Below are 21,984 nucleotides of genomic sequence, written 5' to 3' on the forward strand. Positions count from 1 at the left end.
GTTTACGTCGAAGGCCTGATAGCTTCCAGAGCAACCGCGATGCCCTGCCCACCACCAATGCACATGGTTGCCAGAGCCCGTTTCAAACCTGTACGCTCTAGCTCGTAGAGCGCCTTTAGAAAGATTATAACCCCCGATGCCCCGATCGGGTGTCCAAGTGCTATTGCGCCACCATTGGGATTCACCTTGTTATTGTCCAAACCAAGAGTCTTGCTCACAGCTAGAGCTTGCGCCGCGAAAGCCTCATTCGACTCGATCACATCAAAATCTGAAATTGTCAGTCCTGTTCTCTTTAGAAGACCTGATACCGCTGGAATTGGCCCAATCCCCATGATGTCCGGACGCACGCCTGCTATATGATAGCCGAGCAGCCTTGCTCGCGGTTTCAATCTCGCTCTGGCTGCAGTATCTGCAGTCGCTAATACAACTGCGGCGGCCCCGTCATTTAGGCCCGAAGCATTTCCCGCCGTGACTGTACCATCCTTCTGGAAGGCTGGGCGCAGGTTTCCAAGCGATTCCAGTGTACTTGCCTTAGGATGTTCATCAGTATCAAAAGACACCATGTTGCGTTTGCCCTTCACCTCGACGGGAACAATCTGGGATTTGAAATACCCGTTATTGATCGCGTTCAGGGCGCGCTCCTGACTTTGCAGTGCAAACTCGTCTTGAGCCTCGCGGGTAATTGCATATTCTAAGGCAACATTTTCCGCCGTGACCCCCATATGCCCTGTGCCAAACGGACAATTGAGTGCGCCGAGCATCATGTCGGTTGCACCAGTGTCGCCCATTTTTTGCCCCCAGCGGATGGCCGGCATGATATACGGCGAGCGGCTCATGCTTTCGCTGCCACCGGCAAGTGCTATGGCCGCATCTCCCTGAATCAACGACTGCGCCGCAGACACGATGGCTTGAAGCCCAGAACCGCAGAGCCGGTTTACGTTCATTGCGGGCGCTTCTTCTGGCACTCCGGACCCAATTGCGACCGCGCGGCTAAGATACATATCACGCGGCTCAGTATTAATAACATGACCAAACACCACATTTTCAATTTGCCTGCCATCAATGCCAGAGCGAGCAATCGCCTCCTTCGCCACGATCTCCCCAAGCTCGATAGGCGACGTGTTGGCAAGAGCCCCTCCAAAGGTTCCGATGGCTGTTCGCGCACCGTCCAATACTACGATATCTTTCATTTTTTCACCGTTGCTTCGTTCTGCATCAAGAAGACCGCGTTGGTCCGTTGCCCAGTACAGAAATCATTTTTCAAGAAGTTCGGAAGTAAATGTTCCGAGGCGCGACACGCGCGCTCCGGGTTACTTCCGTCAGAAACGAGACCCTAGAACCGGTAGGCAACACCGATATTCAAGATTGTTGGGTCCACCGAAACCTTGCCTCTGACCGGTGCCCCGCCGAGTGTCCCAGAGATATCTGTTTCGAATGGCGTGTAACGTATATCGGCATTAGCAAACCAATTATCGCTCATTTGATAGCGCATTCCAACTTGGAGAGCAGGCGCCCAAGCGTCTTTCAAGTCGAAGTCCGCAAGTGCATCCCCTTGTTCTTCCAGAAACAAGATTCGAGCGATACCGGCACCAACATAAGGGCTAACGGATGAATTAGTCGGAAAGTGATATTGAAGCGACAAGATGGCAGGGCCGTATTTTGTCTCTCCGACGGTCATCCCCCCCAAGCTGCCGGTTCCTGTAAGATCGGCGGTTGCAGGAAAACCACCAAAAAAATTCAATGCCAAAGATGAATTCAAGAAATAAGAAACATCGAAACTCAGTGTGGTGTCATCGGAGATATCGATACCAGACCCCGGTATTGGCGCACCGCCCGCGCTGATTGAATCCAACGTTTCGTTCGTGAATACTTTCGCCGCATTCAGGCCAAAAAGCCAGTCGCCTTTGGAGTAAAGCGGTTCCGCATTTGCGACGCTGAACGACGAAAAGCAACCAAGCATCGTGATTAACACAAACTTCGAGGCAAAAGGCCCCTTGGATTTTACATTAGATTGTTTCATTTATTCCTCCCTTTTAGTCGTTCTTCCGCGCATTTTGCTCGGTCTCAAGGAGGCGGAACATGCGATCTGCAAATCCGCCTGCCTGTTTTCAGGCTACGCCAGAAGCACGTCTCCATATGCTTCCCGCAGCTTGTTCTTCAGCACTTTGCCAGTTGCGTTTCGTGGAAGTTCATCCACAAAAACGACCGCATCCGGGATCTGCCATTTGGCGACTTTGTCGGAGAAGAAGGAAATCACATCCTTCTCTGACACTTTTGCCCCTGGTGCCTTGACAGCGACAAGGACCGGCCGTTCGTCCCATTTTACATGCTTCGCCGCAATTGCGGCGGCATCTGCAATACCGGGATGAGCGACCGCGATTCCTTCAAGTTCGACGGTGGAAATCCATTCCCCGCCCGATTTGATGATGTCCTTGGAGCGGTCTCGAATCGTCATGAACCCATCGGCATCAATCGAGGCCACATCGCCGGTTTCAAACCATCCATCGGATTCCAAAGTCGTACCCGGTTCCGCACCGAAATAGCTGTCTACGACCCAATGGCCGCGAATGCGAAGATTGCCTTGCGCCGCCCCATCCTCGGGAAGTGTACTGCCTTCATCGTCGACGATCTTGAGTTCCACGCCATAGGGCGGGCGGCCCTGGCTTTCGCGCACTTTGGCCTGTTCTTCCTTGGTCATGCCCGCATGGCGTTCCAGCAAGGCATTCGCGGTCCCGAGAGGCGAGGTTTCGGTCATGCCCCAAGCGTGCACGACTTCGGTGCCATATTTGTCGCGGAATTCGGCGATCATCGAAGGCGGGCAGGCCGATCCGCCGACCACCGTCCGTGTGAGGGTCTCGGCTTTGGAGCCGAGTTTGTCGAGCGATGCGAGAAGCCCCTGCCAGATTGTAGGAACACCAAGCGCGACCGTCACGCCTTCGTCGTCGATCAGCCGTGCGAGGCTGTCACCGTCAAGCCCCGGACCGGGCAGGACCAGTTTTGCGCCGACCATCGCGGCGGCATAGGGGATGCCCCAGGCATTAACGTGGAACATCGGAACCACCGGCATCATCACTTCGCGCGCTGAAATATTCAGCGTATCGGGAAGGGCCGCGCCCAAGGAATGCAACACCGTAGAGCGGTGCGAATAAAGAACGCCCTTGGGATTACCCGTGGTGCCGGAGGTATAGCAAAGGCTGGAGGCGTCATTCTCGTCGACATCCACCCAATCGGCGTTTTCGTCCCCCGTGGCCAGGAAGTCCTCGTAGAATATAAGTCCGGGGATCTTGCTGGCTGCCTTTTCGTCACGCGCGGACATGAGAACGAAGGTGTCGACCGTCGTCAGGTTTTCCCTGATCCCTTCGATGATCGGCAGGAACGTCTTGTCAAAAAAGATGACCCGGTCTTCCGCGTGGTTGATGATATAGACAAGCTGTTCGGGGAAGAGGCGTGGATTGATCGTGTGGCACACCATTCCACCGCAGGAAATGCCGAAGTAGCATTCCAGATGCCGCGCGTTGTTCCACGCGATCGTCGCCACGCGATCCCCTTGGAAGAGCCCCAGCTTTGTCAGCGCGGAGCCGAGCTGACGGGCTCTATCCGAAATCCCTTTCCAGTTCGTCTTTGTCTTTGTGCCATCTGTTTCCACCGACACAATCTCGGTGTTGCCATGATAGCGAGCGCCGTGATCAATGAGTGAGTGTATTGTGAGGGGCATCGCCATCATTTGTCCGCGCATTTAGCTTCCTTTCCGGATTTGTGTTTAGGAGCGGCTATTTGGTCGGTCTGGTAGGCTCGCAAGCCGCTAGTCGCGGCTTGCAGTTTCTTACAACAAACCCCATCGCATCCTTGGCAACTGGCTGTTTTTTCATGATTTTCGTAAGATTTTTTAGGCAACAGACCGGCTCCTGTCAAAAATACGCACCTGCCCCAGAATGATCTCGGCCGCATTCTCAGCGATGACCATGGTCGGGGCGTTGGTGTTTCCAGCGACAAGGCTTGGCATGATGGATGCGTCCACCACTCGCAGCCCAGATACACCGCGAACCTTAAGCTCGGGGTCGACCACAGAATCCTTGTCCGCACCCATTCGGCATGTACCAACCGGATGATAGATTGTTTCTGCGCTTTCCCGAATGAATGCCGCGATCTCATCGTCGGTCTGTACAGATTTACCGGGGTGCACTTCGTATTTGCTGTGCGCAGACATTGCCGGCGCTTCGAGTATCCTGCGCCCAGCTTTGAAGGCTGCAATCATCGTTCCCATATCTTCCGGATCGCTAAGATAATTCGGCTGAATCAGAGGATCGTCCATCGGATCCGGGCTTTTGAGGCCGATATAGCCGCGGCTCTTGGGCAAAAGATCGCAGATGTGAAGCGTATAGCCATAACCAAAAGCGATCTTGCGGCCATGATCTTTCAGATATGTGGGCAGGAAGTGAAACTGAACATTCGGCCTATCGCGTTCAGGGGACGACTTAATGAACCCACCGCTTTCCGCAACATTTGACGTGAGAAACCCTTTACGTCTGAAGATGTAGGAAAACAAACCACCAATGCCACGCGGCAGAAAGCTGGGCGCGACACCGATCGGGCGCCGTGAGCTAGCAGCATGCATAATCGTTACATCGAGGTGGTCGGCCATGTTCTTGCCAACCTCGGGAAGGTCGTGAACGACGGCTAGACCATGCCGTTTAATTTCTTGGGCATCCCCGATACCCGACAGAAGGAGGAGTTGAGGCGAATTCACGGCCCCGCCGGACAGGATCACTTCGCCGCCGGCATTGAGACGCAGTTGGCGATATTCGCCACTTTGCTGTAAGGTGACACCGGTTGCCGTCTTTTCCTCCATGACAACGCGGGTCACGCGGGCGTCGGTGAAAATCTCAAGGTTGGACCGGGCCTCAGCCCCGCGCAGGAAAGCTTGCGCCGAGCTCCAACGCCGACCATCCTTTTGCGTGACCTGATACATGCCCAGGCCCTCTTGTTCGGCGCTGTTGAAATCGCCGTTGTGGGGGATCTGCAGTTCGCGCCCAGCCTGTACGAAATCACGGCTCAGAGGGTTCACGGTTTTCAGCTCACTCACGGAGAGCTCGCCGCCCCTACCGTGGGTTTCGGTTGCACCGAACCGATGGTTGTCTTCGATGCGCTTGAACAGGTCGGTCATGCGGTCCCAGCCCCAGACATCCGTGCCTGCCTCGGACGCCCAGTAGTCGTAATCGGCCTTGTGGCCACGAATATAGACCATGGCGTTGATGGACGACGACCCGCCCAGCGTCTTGCCGCGTGGCCAGAACAGTTTGCGGCCATTCAGGTGCTCTTGCGGTTCGGTGTCGAATGCCCAGTTCAGCTTTTTGCTGTTGGCCAGCAAGGCGATCCCCAATGGCATGTGGATCAGGGGGCTCTTGTCCTTTGGGCCTGCTTCGATAAGCGCGACGCGTTTTGCCGGGTTTGCCGACAGCCGGTTGGCCAGAACGCAACCAGCGGATCCGGCGCCGACGATGATATAGTCGTACATTTCTTCTCTCCCTATTGGTTACGGGCGGCTGTTATCCAAGCACCCGGACCACGATGTTGATAAGACGGCGTACAAAGCCCGTGTAAGGCGGGAAAAGCATATGCGTGATCGAATGCTTTTCCTCCAGAACGGCTTTTTCATGGGAAAAGGCCTTGAAGCCGTGTTCGCCATGGGCCGACCCAATGCCGGAGTTGTTGACGCCGCCAAATGGAAGGTTCGGGTGCAGGAAATGCACCACTGTAAGGTTTACGCCCACCGCGCCCGAAGAGGTGCGCGTGATGATCTGATCAGCGAAGCCCTTGCTTTTGTCGAAGATATACAGGGCAAGCGGCTTGGGGTTTGCGTTGATCTTGTCGATAACTTTATCCAGATCGACATATTCGATGATCGGCAAGATCGGCCCAAACAGTTCTTCGTGAGTGATTTCCATATCGTCCGAAACCTCGGAGATCAGCGTCGGGGCAACGAAATTCTGGGCCGCGTCTGTCTGCCCGCCCTGAAGGATGCTTGCGCCTTTGGCACGGGCATCCTCGATCAGGTTGCGAACCCTGTCAAAGTGACGTTCGTTCACAATCCGGCAATAGTCGGGCGTTGCTTTTTGAGCCTCGGGCGTCTTTCCATAGACCCGGCCGATCTCGGCCTGAAGCGCAGCCTTGAACGCAGTCGAAACATCGCGATGTACATACACATGATCCGGTGCGATACAGGTCTGACCGTTGTTTGCGAACTTACCCCAGACGATGTTGCGCGCGGCCTTCTTGATATTGGCGTTGGGCCCGACGATTGTGGGCGACTTACCACCAAGTTCCAGAGTGACCGATGTCAGGTTTTTTGCCGCCGCCTCCATCACGACCTTGCCGATTGCCGGGCTGCCCGTGAAGAAAATGTGGTCAAACGGAAGCGACAGTAGCTCTTGGGAAACCGTGGCGTCGCCTTCGATGACCCTGACCAGATCCGGTGTGAACGCCTCTTCCACGATGTCGATGATGACACGGGACGCATTTGGCGTCATTTCTGACGGCTTGATGATGGCACTGTTGCCGGCCGCGATTGCCGAAACCAGCGGCCCGAGCGAAAGATTCACTGGATAGTTCCAGGGCGCGATGATCAGGCACACACCCTTGGCCTCGGGGCGAACCCGTGCCTTGGTGCCAAACACCCCCAAAGTGGCGCGCGCCCGTTTGGGGCGCATCCACGACTTCAAATGGTGTTTGGTGTGCCGGATTTCCTGAAGCACAGGGAAGATCTCGGTCAGTTTCACTTCTTCGGCGGGTTTGCGAAAATCAGCGGCGCAAGCCGCGATGATTTTGTCCTCGTTCCGTTTGACGGCCTCTGCTAGGCGGTCCAGCTGTGCAATGCGTGCCTTGCGGTCAAAACTGGCACGCCGGGCAAGTTGTGCCCGAATCTGGGTGTCAAACGCCGCTCGGATGTCATCGGCACTGGCTGTTTTTGCGTGAAATGATGCAACCTGATTCATGTTCACGCTCCTACTTCTCTTCGTAGAGGACATAGTCCTCTTTCGTGGCGCCACAGTCCGGACAGCACCAATCATCGGGGATCTGACTGAACAGAGTTCCCGGCGGGAAACCTTCGTGTTCGTCGCCAAGGGCTTCGTCGTAGATATGACCGCATGTTATGCAAAGCCATTTCCGGTAGGTGGTTCCGGCGGCGGGGGCCGCCTGTGCCACCGGAGCAGGCGCTTGCGGTGCGGCGGCAGGAGCGTCAACCGCCACGGGTTCGGGTGCCGGGGCCGGAGCGAGTGTCGGTGCCGGGGTTGGTGCTAGCGCTGCGGCTTCGCCGATCAGCACAAAGTCCTCTTTGTCGCGGACCGCGCAATCGGGGCACGAAAAGTCTTCGGGCACTTGTGACCACGGCGTTCCCGGCGGGAACCCCTCATGCGGGTGGCCCTGGATTTCATCGTAGGTGTAACCGCAATCCGGGCATTGATATTTAGCCATTGTTCATTCCTCCCTTACACACGTGCGTTGACAGGCAAGCACATGCGTCGTTCCAGATTTTCTGTCGGTTGTGTCTGCGGCCCCGTCATCGAGTGAGAGCAAGGGGCTGTTTGTCAGGTCAGTGTTGGCCCCATCGGGGCCAACTCCTTAGTCTGAGGCGCCATGCGAGGGTTTTATTCGGCAGGCATGGCGGCAGGTTGCGCAGGTGCGACCGACCCGAATTTACGGTCATAGTACTCACGCATGCCAGGCTCGATCTGAATCTTGTTCAGGTCACCTTTGGCCCAGTCCAAGACACGATGATCCATGATCGATCGGAACCACGAGGGGACCAGCGCCGCAAAGAACATCCCGGGATAGCCCGAAGGAAGCGCAGGCAGATCCTTGAAGTCGCGCAGCGATTGATAGGACCGCGTCGGGTGCGCGTGGTGGTCCGAGTGCCGCTGCAGGTGGAACAGGATCAGGTTGGACATGATATGGTTCGAGTTCCACGAATGGTGCGGCTTCTGATGCTCGTATTTGCCGTTGGGCAGTTTTTCGCGCAGCAGGCCATAGTGTTCGATATAGTTGGCCGAGGTCAGCTGCCACCATCCGTACGCCATCTGAATGGGCAGGAACACAAGCATGATCGGCCCGAAGAATGCCAGCAGTCCGGCGTAAAGAACGACGGTAATGATCAGCGGCTGAAGGATCTCGTTGTCCAGGCTCCAGACACTCTTGCCACTCCGCTCAAGGCGAACTTCTTCGAGCTCCCAGGCGCGTTTGAAGGCACCGGGGATTTCGCGGGTTGCGAAAGAATAGATGTTTTCACCCATACGCGATGTTGCCGGATCTTTCGGGGTCGCCACGTCGCGGTGGTGCCCTTTGTTATGCTCGATGAAAAAGTGGCCATAGCCCACGACTGCCAGCACCAGTTTGGCCATCCAGCGGTCAAATGTTTCTTTCTTGTGGCCCAGTTCATGGCCGGTGTTCAGTGCCAAACCGTTGACGATACCCAGCGACAGTGCAAGCGCAATGAACTCAAAGGCATTGACCGATTGGGTTGCCACCCACCAGCAGGATCCGACAAGAGCCGCATAGTGCATGGGCACGGTCAGATAAGTGAGCACGCGATAGTAGCGGTCTTTTTCAAGATCAGGCACGGCCGACTCGGGGGGATTCGAGAAATCCTCTCCGAACATCGCGTCCAGCAGCGGTACCGCCAGATACCACAGAATCAAGACCGTTCCGTACCAGATGCTCCATCCGGTTTCCGAGACCAGGTAAAGTCCGATCAGCGGCGTTGCCGGCCAGAATACGGACAAAATCCAAAAATACCGTTTCTTATCAACGTATGCTTCAGTGGCGCCGGCTTCTGCCGCGGCCGTTTCGTTCAAATCCTTCATCAGTCTGTTCCTCCCTGAAAGGCTGTCACTTGGCCATACGGTGGTCAGAAGCATGATTGCATTGCTTCCTCCTGCCGACTGACGCTGAGACGGCAAAATCCTCACAGACAGGCCAGCTAACAACTACACGTTCGTGTAGTTTTGAGTTTCGCGTGCTATAGTTATGGAGTCGGGACACCAACGATACATCGCTTCGGGGAGGGAGGGATGACAACGCCCTCCAGAGCAAACCCAGACGACATTTCGGGCTTTCTGAAACGGATGAATACCCGTCGCACAAAGTATTCTCAGGGTTGTCTAAAGCGCGACAGGCTGAGTTTTACAGGAAACCCGACGGCCAAGTGTCTTCTTTACAAAGCGCCTCCCGGCTTTGGCAAGTCGGTCCAGGTCGCCCAGTGCGCCCAAGCCGCGCTCGAAAGAAACGAAGACTGCATCTACCTGGATTTTTCGTCTTTCTGGCCAAAAGACCTATCTGAAACCGATTTGATTGCGAATTCGATTGTCGCGGCGCTTTCCTCCGAAGGATTCTCCGAGAAAACGACCACGAGTAGTGTGAATATCCTCGCGCTGCGCCTGCTCACGGATCATGAAAGACCCGTCACGATCTGCCTGGATGGCGTAGCAGACGCTGCCACTACGCAAAGGTTTCTGAGAACGATCACACTGGAAACGCCGGAAACCGTTCGATTGGTCATAAGCGAAGGCTTGCCCGACGCGACGGTCTCTCTGTCGGTCCTCTCGGATGTCGTTACGATCGGCCCGGACGATTTGGGTTTCACCCTCGATGAGACTGGCTTGTTTCTGTCACTGGACGCAGACCAGGCAAAGAGAGTGTTCGATTTGACGGGCGGCTGGCCGCTTCTGTGCGCGCTGGCGGGAAAATCAAATACCCCAGGCGTAGGCATCGCCCATCTGCCCGAGGTTCAAGCCTATTTCGAAAACGATGTGCTGGCGCAGGTGCCGCAACCGCTCCGCGATTGCCTGATGAAAGCCAGCTGGCTGGAAGAAATCAATGAAGATGTCTGCAACTACGTGTTCAAGACGGACGCTGCAGGCCTTAAACTGGCTAAACTTGAATCGCACTATCGCCTTTTGGCGTCCAGCACTGCAACGCCAAACCGCTATGAAATGAACCGGGCGCTGAAAGAGTATCTGCGCAATCGTTTCATAGAGGCAAACGGATCGCGCCAGTCGTATTTCCTGAAACGTATCGCATTCTGGCATTGGCGAAGAAGAGAATACCGCTTGGTCATTAAAGTGGCCCTGCGGGCCCAAGATCATAATTGGGCCCAACGTCTGGGCGAACAAGCTCTGCTGGACCTTGCCCTGAGGCAGGGAGAGATCGAGGCCTTGATAACTTGGTTCACCGGCATTCCTCGGTTCAAATTAATCCAGACACCATCCTTGGCCATCGGATATGCTTGGGTGCTGTACTTCGGCCAACGTGCTCAGGAAGCTCAAGAGGTGCTGGACAGACTGAACGTCTTGCCAGCTTCAGATCCCGCGAAACAGGACGACCCGAATGGATGGGGGGAACTGGTCCACGCCATTGGTCTGGCCACACATGATGAAATGAAAGAAAGCGATGAAGGCTGCACTGCATGGGTTGACACCTATGGGTTGGTCAACCCCGTCGGGCAGGCGGCTGCACAGACCTGCAGAGCCTTCATTGCCGCCTCTGACAGGCAGTTCACTATCCTCTCGGATCAAATCGCCACGGCCACGGTCACAAGCGGAGCAGTCCGTCACCGCTATGCTTTTGGCTGGCTTGCTGCGGCCGGTATCCTGGCCAGACTGCTCAATGGCGACATTTATGGCGCGCGCGCCGAAATCCGACGGGCACAGAAAGATGAAAACGTCGCCCACGAGCGCACGCCGTTTGTCAAAGGAATGTTCACCTCCTTCGAATTTCAGGTCCAGGCAGAAGACGGATCAATCACACCTGACGACGGCCTCCTGCATGAGGCTCTCGATTTCGCGCTGGCATTCGGGGTGACGGATGTGGTGTGGAACACGGTTCGAAGCGCGGTCGAGGTATATATTCGCCGAGGTGACACATCCCGGGCCTTCTTGTTGCTGGAACGCTGCCGCCTTACGGCAAACGAGCGCGGCTTGAAGCGGTTGGGTATCCTGATTCGGTTGGGTACCGAAGTCTTTGCCATGGGATCCCGAACGAGTACCTCGCTCGGGATCGGACCTCTCCCATCGGACGAAGACTTGGTCTTCTTGCCAAACCAAAATCGCGCTATTCGAGCGGAACGTGAGTTGCTCGAAGCCTCAAGGTTTCTGCGTGACGGGAAACTGGGTCTGGCCGAGAGGCAGGCGCGAAAAGCTTTGACAAACTTTGCCGCCATCAGGGACCAACGCGGTGAGATCAGGGCGCAATGTACGCTTGCGGCCACTATCCATCTGATGGGCGACGAGAAGCAGGCAATAAAAAGAATGGTCGATGCCAATCTGCAAGCACAACAACTGGGTGCATTCAGGTCTTTGGAAAACAGGCGGCATTTTCTGAGGGTCATCAGCCCAACAGCAAAAGCGTTCCTGGGTCAAAAGGCAGACCAAGTTTCGATTGCCGGAAAAACGGCGCATGAACTGACGATCTCTAAGCTCCCCGCTGCACATATATCTGCCCCGATCAGCCGAAAGCAAATCGGGGTTTTGCAGCATGCGGCACTCGGGTTGAGCAACAAGGAAATTGCAGCGCGCCTGCATGTCACGGAAGACACTGTGAAATGGCATTTCCGGAGAATCTTATCCTCCCTAAATGCCAGCAACCGTACCGAGGCCGTGTTAATCGCACGCTCGAAAGGCCTCATTTAAGAAGACTTCTATATACTCAGGGAGGAACGAAAAATGGAAACAACCGTGATCATTGGCAATGGGGTCGCTGGGACGACTGCAGCCGCAACACTGCGCAGAAACGGCTACGAAGGCACCATTAAGCTGATAGGTGAAGAAGCGGCGCTCCCCTATCAACGCCCACCTCTGTCAAAGGCGTGGTTGCTGGATTCAGACAGACCGAAACCGACCCCTTTGCGGCCTCTTTCGTTCTATGAGTCTAACGGCATTGAACTGATGCGCGCGCGCAAGGTCGTCAAAATTGACAGGAACAAGCGTCGAATCCGCTTCTTGGATGGAAAAACAACGAAATTCGATAACTTGATCCTCGCAACGGGAGCAACGCCTCGCCGCCTCGATTTGGCGGGGGCCGATCTTAAAGGGATTCACTATCTAAGAGATTTGAGAGATTCTGCAGGACTCCGCCAAGCACTGAATCGCCCAGGCTGCCACGACGTCGTTATCGTCGGTGCCGGTGTGATCGGACTCGAGGTGGCCTCTGCCGCAATTGATAGTGGAAAGGCCGTCACGATCATAGAGGTTGGTGGACGAGCAATGGCTCGCGTTGCCTCTCCGGCAGCGACAAACTTCATCACTGAAAAGCTATCAGATGCTGGGGTGCGTTTCATGTTCAACAAGCGTCTCGAAGAGTTTGGCGCTGCTAATCAACATGTTTCTTCCATTAACCTTGAAAACGGAATAGAGATTAAGGTCGATCTTGTCTTGGTGAGTATTGGAGCGACGCCGAATATAACCTTAGCCCAGGACGCGGGCTTGGTTTGTGACAATGGAATCTGTGTGGATCAGGACATGCGGACATCCGACCCCAAGATTTTCGCGATTGGTGATTGCGCGCGCGGTGACAACGCGTTCGTGTCGGGAAAGCCGCGCATTGAAACTGTCCATAACGCATCCTCCCAGGCACAAATCGCAGCAGCTACTATCTGCAATAAAACACGCCCAGCTCCCGTACCACCACGATTTTGGTCCGACCTCAAAGGCATGAAGGTTCAAGCCATAGGAATAGCGGCCGGTTACGATCTGGTACGACGCGTTCCAACCCAGCCTCCGACGTCATTGGAGGTGCACCTAAAATACCGCGACCGTCTTGTTGCAGCCGAGGTTATAAACCTTCCCCATCGTCAAGGCGAACTGGTTAAAGAGATTTCTCCCGTATCATTTTCAGATACAAAGTAACTGAAAATCCCTGTCAAAACCATGCGACTTCCGAAGGGAGTGTGCTTCGGATTTTATGGCCAACAGCAAATATGAATGCTGTGCAGCCTACAGCTAAAAGTCGCTTCCTTTAGAATTCGTCCTCTACAACCTCCCTGTGGACGACCAACTGGCGGCACCGGTATTGCCGGTGCCGCCCTTTTCCGAAAGAGTAATTGAACGGCCCATAATGTTTGCGAGACGGATCATCCCGTGACCTGCTTTTGGGCAGGCACCCCATTCCGGCGATCACGCGCCGTTCCAAGAATTCTACTCCGCACCTCCGAATGTAACATATATCGCGTGGCGATATTTCGCGCATCGTGTCCGTTTCGCGGGCATGAACTTGCGGGACCGTGTAGCACTGAACATCCAGGAATTGAGACGCGCCCGCGGCCTCAGCCAGGAGGAGCTTGCTCATCGGGCCGACGTGAGCCGCGGCCATATGGGCAAGGTCGAGAACGCCAAGTTCGCGGCCTCCCTCGACCTTCTCGAACGCATCGCTCGGGCGCTCAATGTCGACCCCGAAGAACTCTTCGCGAAACGCTAGTCTGTTTCCTGCGGCTTTGATCCCGCCATTCCCCAACGAAAGAAAGAACGGCAAGAACAGTACGAGTGGCACGGGTACATGGCGAAAAGAAAGACAGGCTGGCCCTTTCAGGACGGGTTTCTGAACGATGGTACGCAGGAGATCCACCTGTTCACCGATTACCGTTGGAATGATGGTTCGGTGAGCCGCCGCTGGCATGTCGACCGAGAACGCTTCGATGTCAGCTTTGCCGAGCTTCGCCCGGTTTCCCTGAACACATCGGACCGTTCGGATCAGTAAGAGAACCACTCCGAGTGGCCCATGTTGCCCTCGTAGTCGCCGTATTCGACCATGATGCTGCGGGAATAGAAGTGCCAAAGGCCACCGCTGGTCGGATAGGCGATCTCCTGACCGCTTTCCGAGATGAATGTCGAGGGCCAGGGCGTGTGGGATCCGTAGACCCGCTGGATGTAGCGGCAGGTCCGGTTCTCGCGATCGCAGGAACGGATCTGCCGGGGTTCGTCGCGAGGCTCGTAGGATCGCCCGGCGAACCAGATCACATGGGTGCGATTCAGCCATTCATACTCCGGCAGGTTGGTGTCGAGTTCGCCCTCCCCGCCGGGACCGCCCAGCTCGACCGGCACATGGGCAAAGGTGCAGACCCCGAAGGGCGGCAGGCTTGGCCAGGGCGTGATGCGGCGGATCATCGTGCGATAGGCCCGTGCGCAGACCGCGCTCGGCGGGAACCCTCCTGCCATGCAGAGCATGATGGCGCAGTCGATGTCATAGGCCTGCGCCTTCTCCGGGGATCCGAACACCGCCATCACACCCATCGTTGCCGCCATCACCTGTCGTCTCATGTCGCTCTCCCGCAAAAGTTGCGGCAACTATCGTGCAATATGCAATTTTCTGCAATATGTCGTATTGACTCCATATGACTTTATGGCCTTAGTGTCGTGAAGTAGAAGGGCTCTCGTGGGGAGAGTCCGAACATGCCGATAGCGCGCAACCAGATCCTGATCACCATCGATGGTGTCAAAGACTTGTCCGAGAAGGGCATCGCGTTCCGCTGCCGGTATGAACTCGTGGGGTTCACGGACGATGGCAAGCCGCGCTACCAGTGCATCTACCTGCGCGAGGGCGAGCCGGAAGCCATTCTGGTCTCGACACGGATCACCCCGCACGGGCCAGAGCCTCGGTATTTCAACATATGGCCGGGGCTCTTCAAACATCATCTCGAGTTCGGTGACGGGCGCGATCTGCGCTTTGGTCCTGACTACAGCATCACCCTCGAGGAGCGCGGCTGACGTCATCGCCTTCGGCCGCGACGGGACCGCCCGGACTTCGGGCTGGACGTTTCATGGTGAGCGGCCTGCCTGGGCAGGGCTGGATGATAGCGCTGAGGCCGAAGTCGTTCTGGCCTCGCTGGATGTTGCGCAGCCTTCCGGTCGTGACGACATCCTTTCCCTGATCCAGACGACTGCCGTCCGCCACCAGAGGAACCGTGCCCTGCGCCAAGTTAATCTGGGCGCCGACGACTGGCAGGTCCTGTTCCGCGCCCTTGTCGAGGCGGAAAGCAGCTACAACCCGACCGCCGTCAGTCCCAAGGGGGCCTATGGCCTGGGCCAGCTGATGCCGGACACGGCTCGCGCCCTGGGGGTTGATCCGCGCGATCCCACTCAGAACCTCGACGGCGCAGCGCGCTATCTGCTCGCGCAGCTTGCCACGTTCAAGGACATCGACTTGGCGCTCGCGGCTTACAATGCCGGGCCGCATCGGGTCGTCGAATATTCCGGCATCCCGCCTTTCACCGAGACCCGCGACTACATCGCGCGCATCCACCGGATTCGGTCCCGGCTGGCAGGCACCCCCGTTTCCGCGCCGGACACTCGCATCGCAGACCAGGTGCCAGCCCGCGCGCCCGTCCTTATCGATCTTCAGTAAAACAAGGGAACTTCGCATGCTCAGACATCGCCTCAGCCGCCTCTTGCCCGTCTCCACAACCTTGGCGGCTTTCGCAACGCCCGTTCTCGCGCAAGACTTGTCACCCATCCAGACCATGCTGGAAACCGTCGAGGCCGCGCTGACCGGTCCGATCGGGATTGCAGTCGCGACGCTCGCCGTCATCGGCACCGGTTTCATGTGCATGATGGGACGGCTGAACTGGGGCTGGTTCGCTTCGGTCATCATCGGGATCGTGCTGATCTTCTCGGCGGGCACAATCGTCGACGGCTTCTCCTGAGGTTGGCCGATGACTTTCCCGCAACCTCACATCCTACGTTCCTCTCGAACGCGTTTGCTCGGCAAACGCTGCCTCGAGACGACCTACGGATTCTTAATTTCAGCTAAGCGGGAAAGCATCTAGTTGGCAGAACGATCCCCCCTTTTTCTGGGCCTCGCCCGTCCCCCCAAGTATCTGGGTCTCCCTGTCGGATACCTGGTGGTTTTGGCGACTGGGGTCGTTCTGCCCTTCATCTGGACCAAGTCGATGGTCTTCTTCCTGATCGGGATCATTGCCTATCCGATCCTCTGGTTCGTGGCCGACCGCGAGCCGCATTTCTTCGAGGTGCTGCGCGTCTCCTACGGCACGGTCCGCCCGACGAAGAACCGGGCCCTGCACGGAGGCGACAGCTTTGGCGCGTGATGCAGGCACCCTGTCCACTTTTGGGGCCGCACTGCATCAAGCCGGCGGCGGGGAGTTCGCGCGGGAAAGCTATCTCGCCGAGCACCTGCCGTATTTTGGCCTCACCGATGACGATGTCATGGTGCTGCGCGAGGGCGATCTCCTCGCGACCCTGCGCCTCGACGGGCTCAACCCGATGACCAGCGAAGACGCCCGGCTCGATGCGCTCAAACGCGCGGTCGCGGCCATCGTCGCCCAGACCGGCAATGCCTTCGGCTTCTACATCCACCGCATCTCTGTGCCGCAGGATCTCGGGATGCGCCCCATCGAGGGCGACAGTTTCGCCGCTGCGATCGACGCGCGCTGGCAGTCCCATGTGAAGGACCTTCGCCCGGCCAAGCGCCAGCTCTATCTCAGCGTCATCCGGCGCCCCGACATCTCCGCGCGCATTCCCCTCCTACGTGCGCTGGCCCGCAAGGCCTGGGTCAAGGACCGCGCGACACGGATGCAGGAACTCAACGAGGTCATGGGCTTCTTCGAGGTGGCGCTCTCCTCGGCAAACCCTGTGCGGCTCACAAAGTCAGGCGGTGAATGGCTGGGCTACCTCAACACGCTGAACGCCGGCAGCTTCTCTCCCATTGCCTACGGGCAAAGTGCCCTGCCCCTCTCGCATACCTTGAGCAACTGCCGCGCCACCTTTGATGGCGACGTCGTCACCCTGACCGATGCCGTGACCGGTCAGGTCAAATATGGCGCGCTCTTTTCGATGAAGACCTATCCGGCCCTCACGGATGTCACGCTCCTCGACGCGCTCGACCTGCCGCTCGACATCGTGCTGACGAACTCCTTCAGCCCGATCCCGAACAACATCATGGCCGAACGCATCCAGCGGATCATCCGCCAGATGCATGCCTCCGACGATGCCGCTGTCTCCCTGCGGGAACAGCTCGGCCAGGCCGCCGATGACCAGGAGGCGGGGCGTATCGCCTTTGGCGACCATCACCTCTCCATCGCGGTCTACGCGCCGGACCGCGACACGCTGGAACGCGCCGCCGCCCAGATCAAACGCGTCGGCCAGGAGATCATGTCGGTGATCGTGCGCGAGAACATGGCGCTGAAAGCCACCTACTTCGCGCAGTCGCCCGGCAACTTCGGCTACCGTGCGCGCAAGACGCCGATCTCCTCGATCAACTTCGCCGACTTCGCAGCCCTGCATGGCAGCGTCGAAGGGCGTGGCCCGGACCAGTCGCCCTGGGGCCAGACGATCTCGGTCCTGCCCACGGTCGGCACCTCGGGCTATCGCTTCAATTTCCACGAGACGGGCAGCCCCGGCAAGGAACCAACCGTTGGCCATACCCTTGTGCTGGGGCGCACTGGCACCGGCAAGACACTGACCACTGCTTTCCTCGCAGCCCAAGCGCAGCGGGTCGGTGCGCGGCTCTTTTTCTTCGACAAAGATCGCGGTCTTGAGATGGCCGTCCGCGCCCTTGGCGGTCGCTATAACGAAATCCGAGCCGGTGTGCCCACGGGCTTGAACCCCCTCGATACCGAAATCGACGAACGTGGCCGCGCCTGGCTCTCGGATTGGCTGGCGACCCTTCTTTCCCGGGGCGGAACCCTGACCGGCGAGCAATCCCGCCATATCCAGAGCGCGGTCTCGCAAAATGCCCATGCCGAGGGCTCGCTCCGGCGCTTCACGAGTTTCGAGACCCTGTTCCAGTCGCTCGATGACGATGGCGAGCTACAGTCCCGCGTCGCCGAATGGGCCCCAGGCGGCCGCTACGGATGGGTCTTCGATGAGCCGGAACAGGGTGCCGGGCTTGAACTGGCCTCCGACATCATCGGCTTCGACATGACCGAGATCCTCGATATGACCACCGAGCGGATGGCGGTGCTCTCCTACATCTTCCGCCAGATCGAACGCGTGGTCGAGGATCGCCGCCCCACCATCATCGTGCTCGACGAGGCCTGGAAGCTCTTGGACGATCCCTACTTCGGGGCGCGGCTGGAAAACTGGCTGGTGACGCTCAGGAAGATGAACTGCGTCGTGATCATGATGACGCAATACCCGAGCCAATTGCGCGACAGCCGCGTCGGCAAGACCATCGTCGAAACAGTGCCAACTCAGATCCTCTTCCCGAACGACCGCGCCACGGTCTCCGATTACGACTTCCTGCGCGTGAATGCCAAGGAGGCGGCACTCCTCGTGCAGCCGACCATTGGCCAGCGCATCGCGCTCGTGCGCTCGGCGGGCGACAGCGTCTTCATCGATGCCGATCTCTCCGCGCTCGGCAACCTCCTTCCCATCCTTGGCGGCGGCGCCACCGGCGAGGCCCGTGTGCCCGCCGATTGGCGCGCCAACCCCGATTTCTGGAGACATGTGATATGAGTTCGAAACCCCTTGTCGCGCTTTGCGCCGCCGCGAGCCTTCTGGCCGCGTGCGAGAAATACACCGAGAAAACCTCGCCCTGCTTCGGACGCAATGGCGAGCCGCAGGTGACGCGATCCGCGCTTTCCTTCTCGACCATGGGCGCACCGGTTCAGGAGACGGCCAAACCCGACTGCAGCTTCGAACCCCTGCCCCGTCCGGAATGAGGCGCGCGGCGATCATATCCGCCGGGCTCTGCCTCGGTCTTGGTGCCCTGCCCGCGCTCGCCCAGGGCGTGCCGACGCAGGATAATTCCGCGATCGGTCGTGCCATCGCGCGGGTGACGGCACTGGCCGAGGATCTGGGTGTCCAGCAGGACAAGGATCGCACGGAGACGACGCTCGCTGATGTCCAGGCCGACCAGTTGCGCGTCCTCGAGGAGATGACTGCGGCGATCACCGGTCCCGGCTTCGATATCCGCGCGCTCGAGGGCAATGCGGATTTCGGGGTGGCGGCGGTCTATCCCAATACCGATCCAAGCCCGATGAACAGCCGCCTCTTCGGCGAGGGCCGCGAGACGGTCGAGATGATGATCGTCGAGGTCGCGGGCGAGTTCGCGAGTGCGCCCGGTGTGGCCCGCGCCGGTCTCTCGGCCACCCAGTGGCGCTGCCTTTTCCAGGCCCTGATCAAGCAGGAAAGCCGGTTCAACGTCGCGGCCGAAAGCCACGTCGGCGCATACGGGTTGACCCAGCTCATGCCCGGCACCGCCTCCGACCTTGGCGTCGACCGCTATGACGTAAAGGACAACCTGCGCGGCGGCGCACGCTATATGACGACGCAGTTGGGCCGCTTCGGCAACATCCCCCATGCGCTCGCGGCCTATAACGCAGGGCCCGGTCGGGTCATCGAATACGGCGGCGTGCCGCCCTTTGCCGAGACCCAAGGCTATGTGCGCAACATCTCCAAGTTTTACAACGAATACCTGGCTGTCGTGGGCGGCGCTGACGCGCTCGGCACGCTCTCGCCCTCGGACTTTGCGCTCGCTGAATATGCCAGCATCTCCGAGGCCGGCGTCTATTACGCCGCCGACAGCTCGGCCACGACCGAACAGGTCATCAACCGGTTGCGCGCGATCATCCTGCAGATCGATGCGCAACCCAATGCCAAGGCGGCCTGGGAGCTCAACACCTACGCCAAGGCCGAGATCGGCCGCATCCTCAATCTTCGCGTCCGGCTGATGGCCGCCAACCAGCAGCGCGAGGCGGCCTATGCGCAGCACCTCGTCGCCGACCGGCTGGCCGAGCGCGACTTCATGCAGATGGGAGTTCCCGAATGAGACGACTTCTCCTGGCCGTCACCGCGGTCACCTCGCTCGGCCTGTCCGGGTCCACCTCGGCCCAGGGCGTGCCGACCTTTGATGGCTCACAGCTTGGTCAGCTCGTGGCGCAGCTTGAGCACATGGCCGAGGACCTGAACGTCCAGATGCAGCAACTCGCCACCATGCGTCTGGAACTGGAAACCCAGCTGTCGCAACTCACGAACCTCGAGGCGCAACTGACCTCGTTGATCGAAGGCAGCGGGCTCGGCGAACTCTTTGCCACGGTCGAGGAATTCCGCGCCCTGCGCGGCAAGCTGGTCGCCCCCCTCAACACCGCGCAGTCCTTGGCGAGCGGCGATTTCCTGAGCGGGTTCAATCCCGGTGCAGAACTGTCGGCCTCGGTCGAGCGGGTGCTTTCGGGCAGCGGGTTTACTTCGGAGCGCCTGAGCACGCTCTCGGGCTCCGATCAGCCTGCCGACAACCGCATCGCCGCTTCCGCCGGAGCCAGCGCCATGCTCTCCGTTGCGGCGCAAGAAAGCCATGAAGAAGCGGGCCAAAGCCTCGAACGGCTCGAGACCATGGTCGGGCTCATCGATGATCAGGACGGGCTGAAGGCTGCCGTCGATCTCAACACCCGCGTCACCGCCGAGCTTGGCATCATCCTGACCCAGATCTGGCGGCTGGAAGCGGCGCAAGGCGTCAGTGCCGGCCAGCTTGGCGTCGTCGATGCCGCGACCCTCGCGGACGAGCGCAAGTTCCGCTCGATGGCGGTGGATCCATGAGGAGATCCAAACGCACCCCGAGCCGCTTCGACCTGATGGAAGCCGGACTTCTGAGCCTTTCGCTTGCCCTGCCGCTCGGCTTCCTTGTCTTGCCCGACGCGGTGTCAGGTCAGGATCGGCCCTTCACCTCGATGGAAATCGCACGGGATGACGCCGATGCGTGCCGGGTCCCGAAACCGCCCACGGGTCTCGCCGAGACCGCGTACCTGCGCAATGGCTACCGCGCGATCCTGCGCATCCTGATTGCCGAAGAGGCGCTGGCCACAGAGAACTGCGACTGCCTGCTCGACCAGTTCACCTGGGATCAGGCACTAGACGCCCTGCCCCGGTTCAAGACCTCGGACAACCCGCGCCTGCCCTTCAAGGTGCTGGACCTCTATGCGCAAGCCGATGCGCTCGAGGCGCAAGTCACGGAGGCCTGTGCGGAGTAGATGGGGGTCATTCGCGATATCCTGGGACAGGTCGACGCCGCTGTGAACACCGTGGCGCAGGACGGCTTTGTCTCTTCCGCAGCCTCGGTCGGCAATGTCATCTCGGCAGGTGCGACCCTCCTCCTCGTCCTCCTGGGGATCAACGCCGTGATGCAACTCCGCCCCCTGCCCTTCGGCACCGGCTTTGCCTTCGGGATCAAGGTCGCACTTGTCGGGATCTTCGCGCAGAGCTGGGACAATTTCAGCGTGATCTATGGTATCGTCACGCAGGTCCCCGACTCTATCGGCGCCTCCATCTTGGCCCTCACCGGTTCGGGCGACGAAGCTGGCGTCTATGAAAGCCTCGACAACATGGTCGCCCGCATCACCGCCTATGGTGACACGATCGGCGACCGCGCGGGCTGGGTCTTCGGCGCGGTGCTGGGCGCGATCTTCTTCGTCCTTTCCGCCGTCTTTGCCGCCGTCACTGCCGGGATCATCGCCTTCGCCCGCATCGTCTTCGCGCTGATGATCGTCATCGCCCCCTTCATGATCGTGACCTCGCTCTTCAAGCCAACCCAGTCGCTTTTCGAGGCCTGGACCCGCGCCACCATCGGCTATGCGCTTATGCCCGTCGCCGCTGCAGGTGCCGCAGGCATCATCGTCGCCATCGCCGAGGCCATCGGCGATGCCTCCGCCGATCCGGGCGATGTTGAGACCGTCAGCCTCATCCTGCCCTTCCTTGTCATCCTGATCCTCAGCGCCGGGATCATGGCCTCGGTGCCCTATATCGCCTCCAACCTCACCGGTGTTGTCGGCATCGCTTCGAATGCAGTGGGGCTCACAGGCCTCGCGCGCCAGGGGTTCGTGAACACGCGCCAGTATGGCACCGGCACAGCCGCGCGCCTCGTCACCGGCAAATCCCCGCACGAGTTGAATCAGGCCGCCAATACCGGCGTCATAAGAACCGGCGAGCTCATCCGCCAGAGCCCCGGCGCGCTCCTCTCCGCCGCCAAATCCTTCCGCAAACCCTGATGTGA

22 protein-coding genes are annotated in these 21,984 nt (G+C 58.7%); 14 read left to right on the top strand and 8 right to left on the bottom strand.

The features are described from left to right. Positions 1-2 precede the first annotated feature (2 nt). The 7 genes from ARCT_RS0103295 to ARCT_RS0103325 form a co-directional block, all read right to left on the bottom strand. Positions 3-1,190 carry an acetyl-CoA C-acyltransferase family protein gene (locus ARCT_RS0103295; protein ID WP_027238802.1) on the bottom strand — a complete coding sequence of 396 codons (1,188 nt, stop codon included), beginning with the start codon at positions 1,188-1,190 and terminating at the stop codon, positions 3-5. A 143-nt stretch (positions 1,191-1,333) separates the two neighbouring features. Next, positions 1,334-2,020: an OmpW/AlkL family protein gene (locus ARCT_RS0103300; RefSeq protein WP_027238803.1), complete on the bottom strand. Its 687-nt coding sequence runs from the start codon at positions 2,018-2,020 to the stop codon at positions 1,334-1,336. A 93-nt stretch (positions 2,021-2,113) separates the two neighbouring features. After that, positions 2,114-3,736 carry a long-chain fatty acid--CoA ligase gene (locus ARCT_RS0103305; protein ID WP_027238804.1) on the bottom strand — a complete coding sequence of 541 codons (1,623 nt, stop codon included), beginning with the start codon at positions 3,734-3,736 and terminating at the stop codon, positions 2,114-2,116. Between the two features lie 150 nt (positions 3,737-3,886). Then, positions 3,887-5,515 carry a GMC family oxidoreductase gene (locus ARCT_RS0103310; protein ID WP_027238805.1) on the bottom strand — a complete coding sequence of 543 codons (1,629 nt, stop codon included), beginning with the start codon at positions 5,513-5,515 and terminating at the stop codon, positions 3,887-3,889. Between the two features lie 31 nt (positions 5,516-5,546). After that, entirely contained in the window at positions 5,547-6,992 is a 1,446-nt protein-coding gene (locus tag ARCT_RS0103315; protein WP_027238806.1) for an aldehyde dehydrogenase family protein, read from the bottom strand. A gap of 10 nt (positions 6,993-7,002) precedes the next feature. After that, a complete protein-coding gene (locus ARCT_RS28915; RefSeq protein WP_027238807.1) occupies positions 7,003-7,473 on the bottom strand; it encodes a rubredoxin in 471 nt (156 codons plus the stop codon). 173 nt (positions 7,474-7,646) lie between these two features. Next, positions 7,647-8,858, bottom strand: coding sequence for an alkane 1-monooxygenase (locus ARCT_RS0103325; RefSeq protein ID WP_027238808.1), 1,212 nt, complete (start codon positions 8,856-8,858; stop codon positions 7,647-7,649). Between the two features lie 207 nt (positions 8,859-9,065). Here ARCT_RS0103325 and ARCT_RS0103330 point away from each other — a divergent pair, with 207 nt between their 5' ends. From ARCT_RS0103330 to ARCT_RS0103345, 4 genes are all read left to right on the top strand, one after another. Then, positions 9,066-11,681, top strand: a complete 2,616-nt coding sequence (locus ARCT_RS0103330; RefSeq protein ID WP_027238809.1) for a helix-turn-helix transcriptional regulator — start codon at positions 9,066-9,068, stop codon at positions 11,679-11,681. Positions 11,682-11,714: 33 nt separating this feature from the next. Then, positions 11,715-12,896, top strand: a complete 1,182-nt coding sequence (locus ARCT_RS0103335) for an NAD(P)/FAD-dependent oxidoreductase (protein ID WP_036784129.1) — start codon at positions 11,715-11,717, stop codon at positions 12,894-12,896. 358 nt (positions 12,897-13,254) lie between these two features. After that, entirely contained in the window at positions 13,255-13,464 is a 210-nt protein-coding gene (locus ARCT_RS27420; RefSeq protein WP_040179450.1) for a helix-turn-helix transcriptional regulator, read from the top strand. A gap of 78 nt (positions 13,465-13,542) precedes the next feature. Next, a complete protein-coding gene (locus ARCT_RS0103345; RefSeq protein WP_027238812.1) occupies positions 13,543-13,743 on the top strand; it encodes a hypothetical protein in 201 nt (66 codons plus the stop codon). Here ARCT_RS0103345 and ARCT_RS0103350 read toward each other — a convergent pair. Continuing rightward, positions 13,737-14,303 carry a hypothetical protein gene (locus ARCT_RS0103350; RefSeq protein WP_027238813.1) on the bottom strand — a complete coding sequence of 189 codons (567 nt, stop codon included), beginning with the start codon at positions 14,301-14,303 and terminating at the stop codon, positions 13,737-13,739. The genes ARCT_RS0103345 and ARCT_RS0103350 overlap by 7 nt on opposite strands. Before the next feature lie 132 nt (positions 14,304-14,435). Between ARCT_RS0103350 and ARCT_RS0103355 the strand changes: the two genes are divergently transcribed. The 10 genes from ARCT_RS0103355 (at position 14,436) to ARCT_RS0103400 (ending at position 21,979) form a co-directional block, all read left to right on the top strand. Then, positions 14,436-14,750: a hypothetical protein gene (locus tag ARCT_RS0103355; protein ID WP_008335576.1), complete on the top strand. Its 315-nt coding sequence runs from the start codon at positions 14,436-14,438 to the stop codon at positions 14,748-14,750. Further along, positions 14,689-15,387, top strand: a complete 699-nt coding sequence (locus ARCT_RS0103360; protein ID WP_238368578.1) for a lytic transglycosylase domain-containing protein — start codon at positions 14,689-14,691, stop codon at positions 15,385-15,387. The genes ARCT_RS0103355 and ARCT_RS0103360 overlap by 62 nt, the downstream gene beginning before the upstream one ends. 16 nt (positions 15,388-15,403) lie before the next feature. Further along, positions 15,404-15,685 (top strand): TrbC/VirB2 family protein, encoded by a 282-nt coding sequence (locus ARCT_RS0103365; RefSeq protein WP_027238815.1) that lies wholly within the window; start codon positions 15,404-15,406, stop codon positions 15,683-15,685. A gap of 123 nt (positions 15,686-15,808) precedes the next feature. Then, the gene (locus tag ARCT_RS0103370; protein ID WP_027238816.1) at positions 15,809-16,087 is read left to right on the top strand and encodes a type IV secretion system protein VirB3; all 279 of its coding nucleotides are present in this window, start codon (positions 15,809-15,811) and stop codon (positions 16,085-16,087) included. Next, the gene (locus tag ARCT_RS0103375) at positions 16,077-18,455 is read left to right on the top strand and encodes a VirB4 family type IV secretion/conjugal transfer ATPase (RefSeq protein WP_027238817.1); all 2,379 of its coding nucleotides are present in this window, start codon (positions 16,077-16,079) and stop codon (positions 18,453-18,455) included. The genes ARCT_RS0103370 and ARCT_RS0103375 overlap by 11 nt, the downstream gene beginning before the upstream one ends. Continuing rightward, positions 18,452-18,661 (top strand): hypothetical protein, encoded by a 210-nt coding sequence (locus ARCT_RS0103380; RefSeq protein WP_027238818.1) that lies wholly within the window; start codon positions 18,452-18,454, stop codon positions 18,659-18,661. The genes ARCT_RS0103375 and ARCT_RS0103380 overlap by 4 nt, the downstream gene beginning before the upstream one ends. Further along, positions 18,658-19,770 carry a transglycosylase SLT domain-containing protein gene (locus ARCT_RS0103385; RefSeq protein ID WP_027238819.1) on the top strand — a complete coding sequence of 371 codons (1,113 nt, stop codon included), beginning with the start codon at positions 18,658-18,660 and terminating at the stop codon, positions 19,768-19,770. The genes ARCT_RS0103380 and ARCT_RS0103385 overlap by 4 nt, the downstream gene beginning before the upstream one ends. Next, positions 19,767-20,534 (top strand): type IV secretion system protein, encoded by a 768-nt coding sequence (locus ARCT_RS0103390; protein ID WP_027238820.1) that lies wholly within the window; start codon positions 19,767-19,769, stop codon positions 20,532-20,534. Before ARCT_RS0103385 ends, ARCT_RS0103390 begins: the two co-directional genes overlap by 4 nt. Further along, entirely contained in the window at positions 20,531-20,965 is a 435-nt protein-coding gene (locus ARCT_RS0103395; RefSeq protein ID WP_240476216.1) for a hypothetical protein, read from the top strand. The genes ARCT_RS0103390 and ARCT_RS0103395 overlap by 4 nt, the downstream gene beginning before the upstream one ends. Next, entirely contained in the window at positions 20,966-21,979 is a 1,014-nt protein-coding gene (locus ARCT_RS0103400; protein ID WP_027238822.1) for a type IV secretion system protein, read from the top strand. The last annotated feature ends 5 nt before the right edge of the window (positions 21,980-21,984 follow it).

Origin of the sequence: Pseudophaeobacter arcticus DSM 23566 (genome assembly GCF_000473205.1) — a bacterium.
In the GTDB taxonomy this organism is placed as follows: domain Bacteria; phylum Pseudomonadota; class Alphaproteobacteria; order Rhodobacterales; family Rhodobacteraceae; genus Pseudophaeobacter; species Pseudophaeobacter arcticus.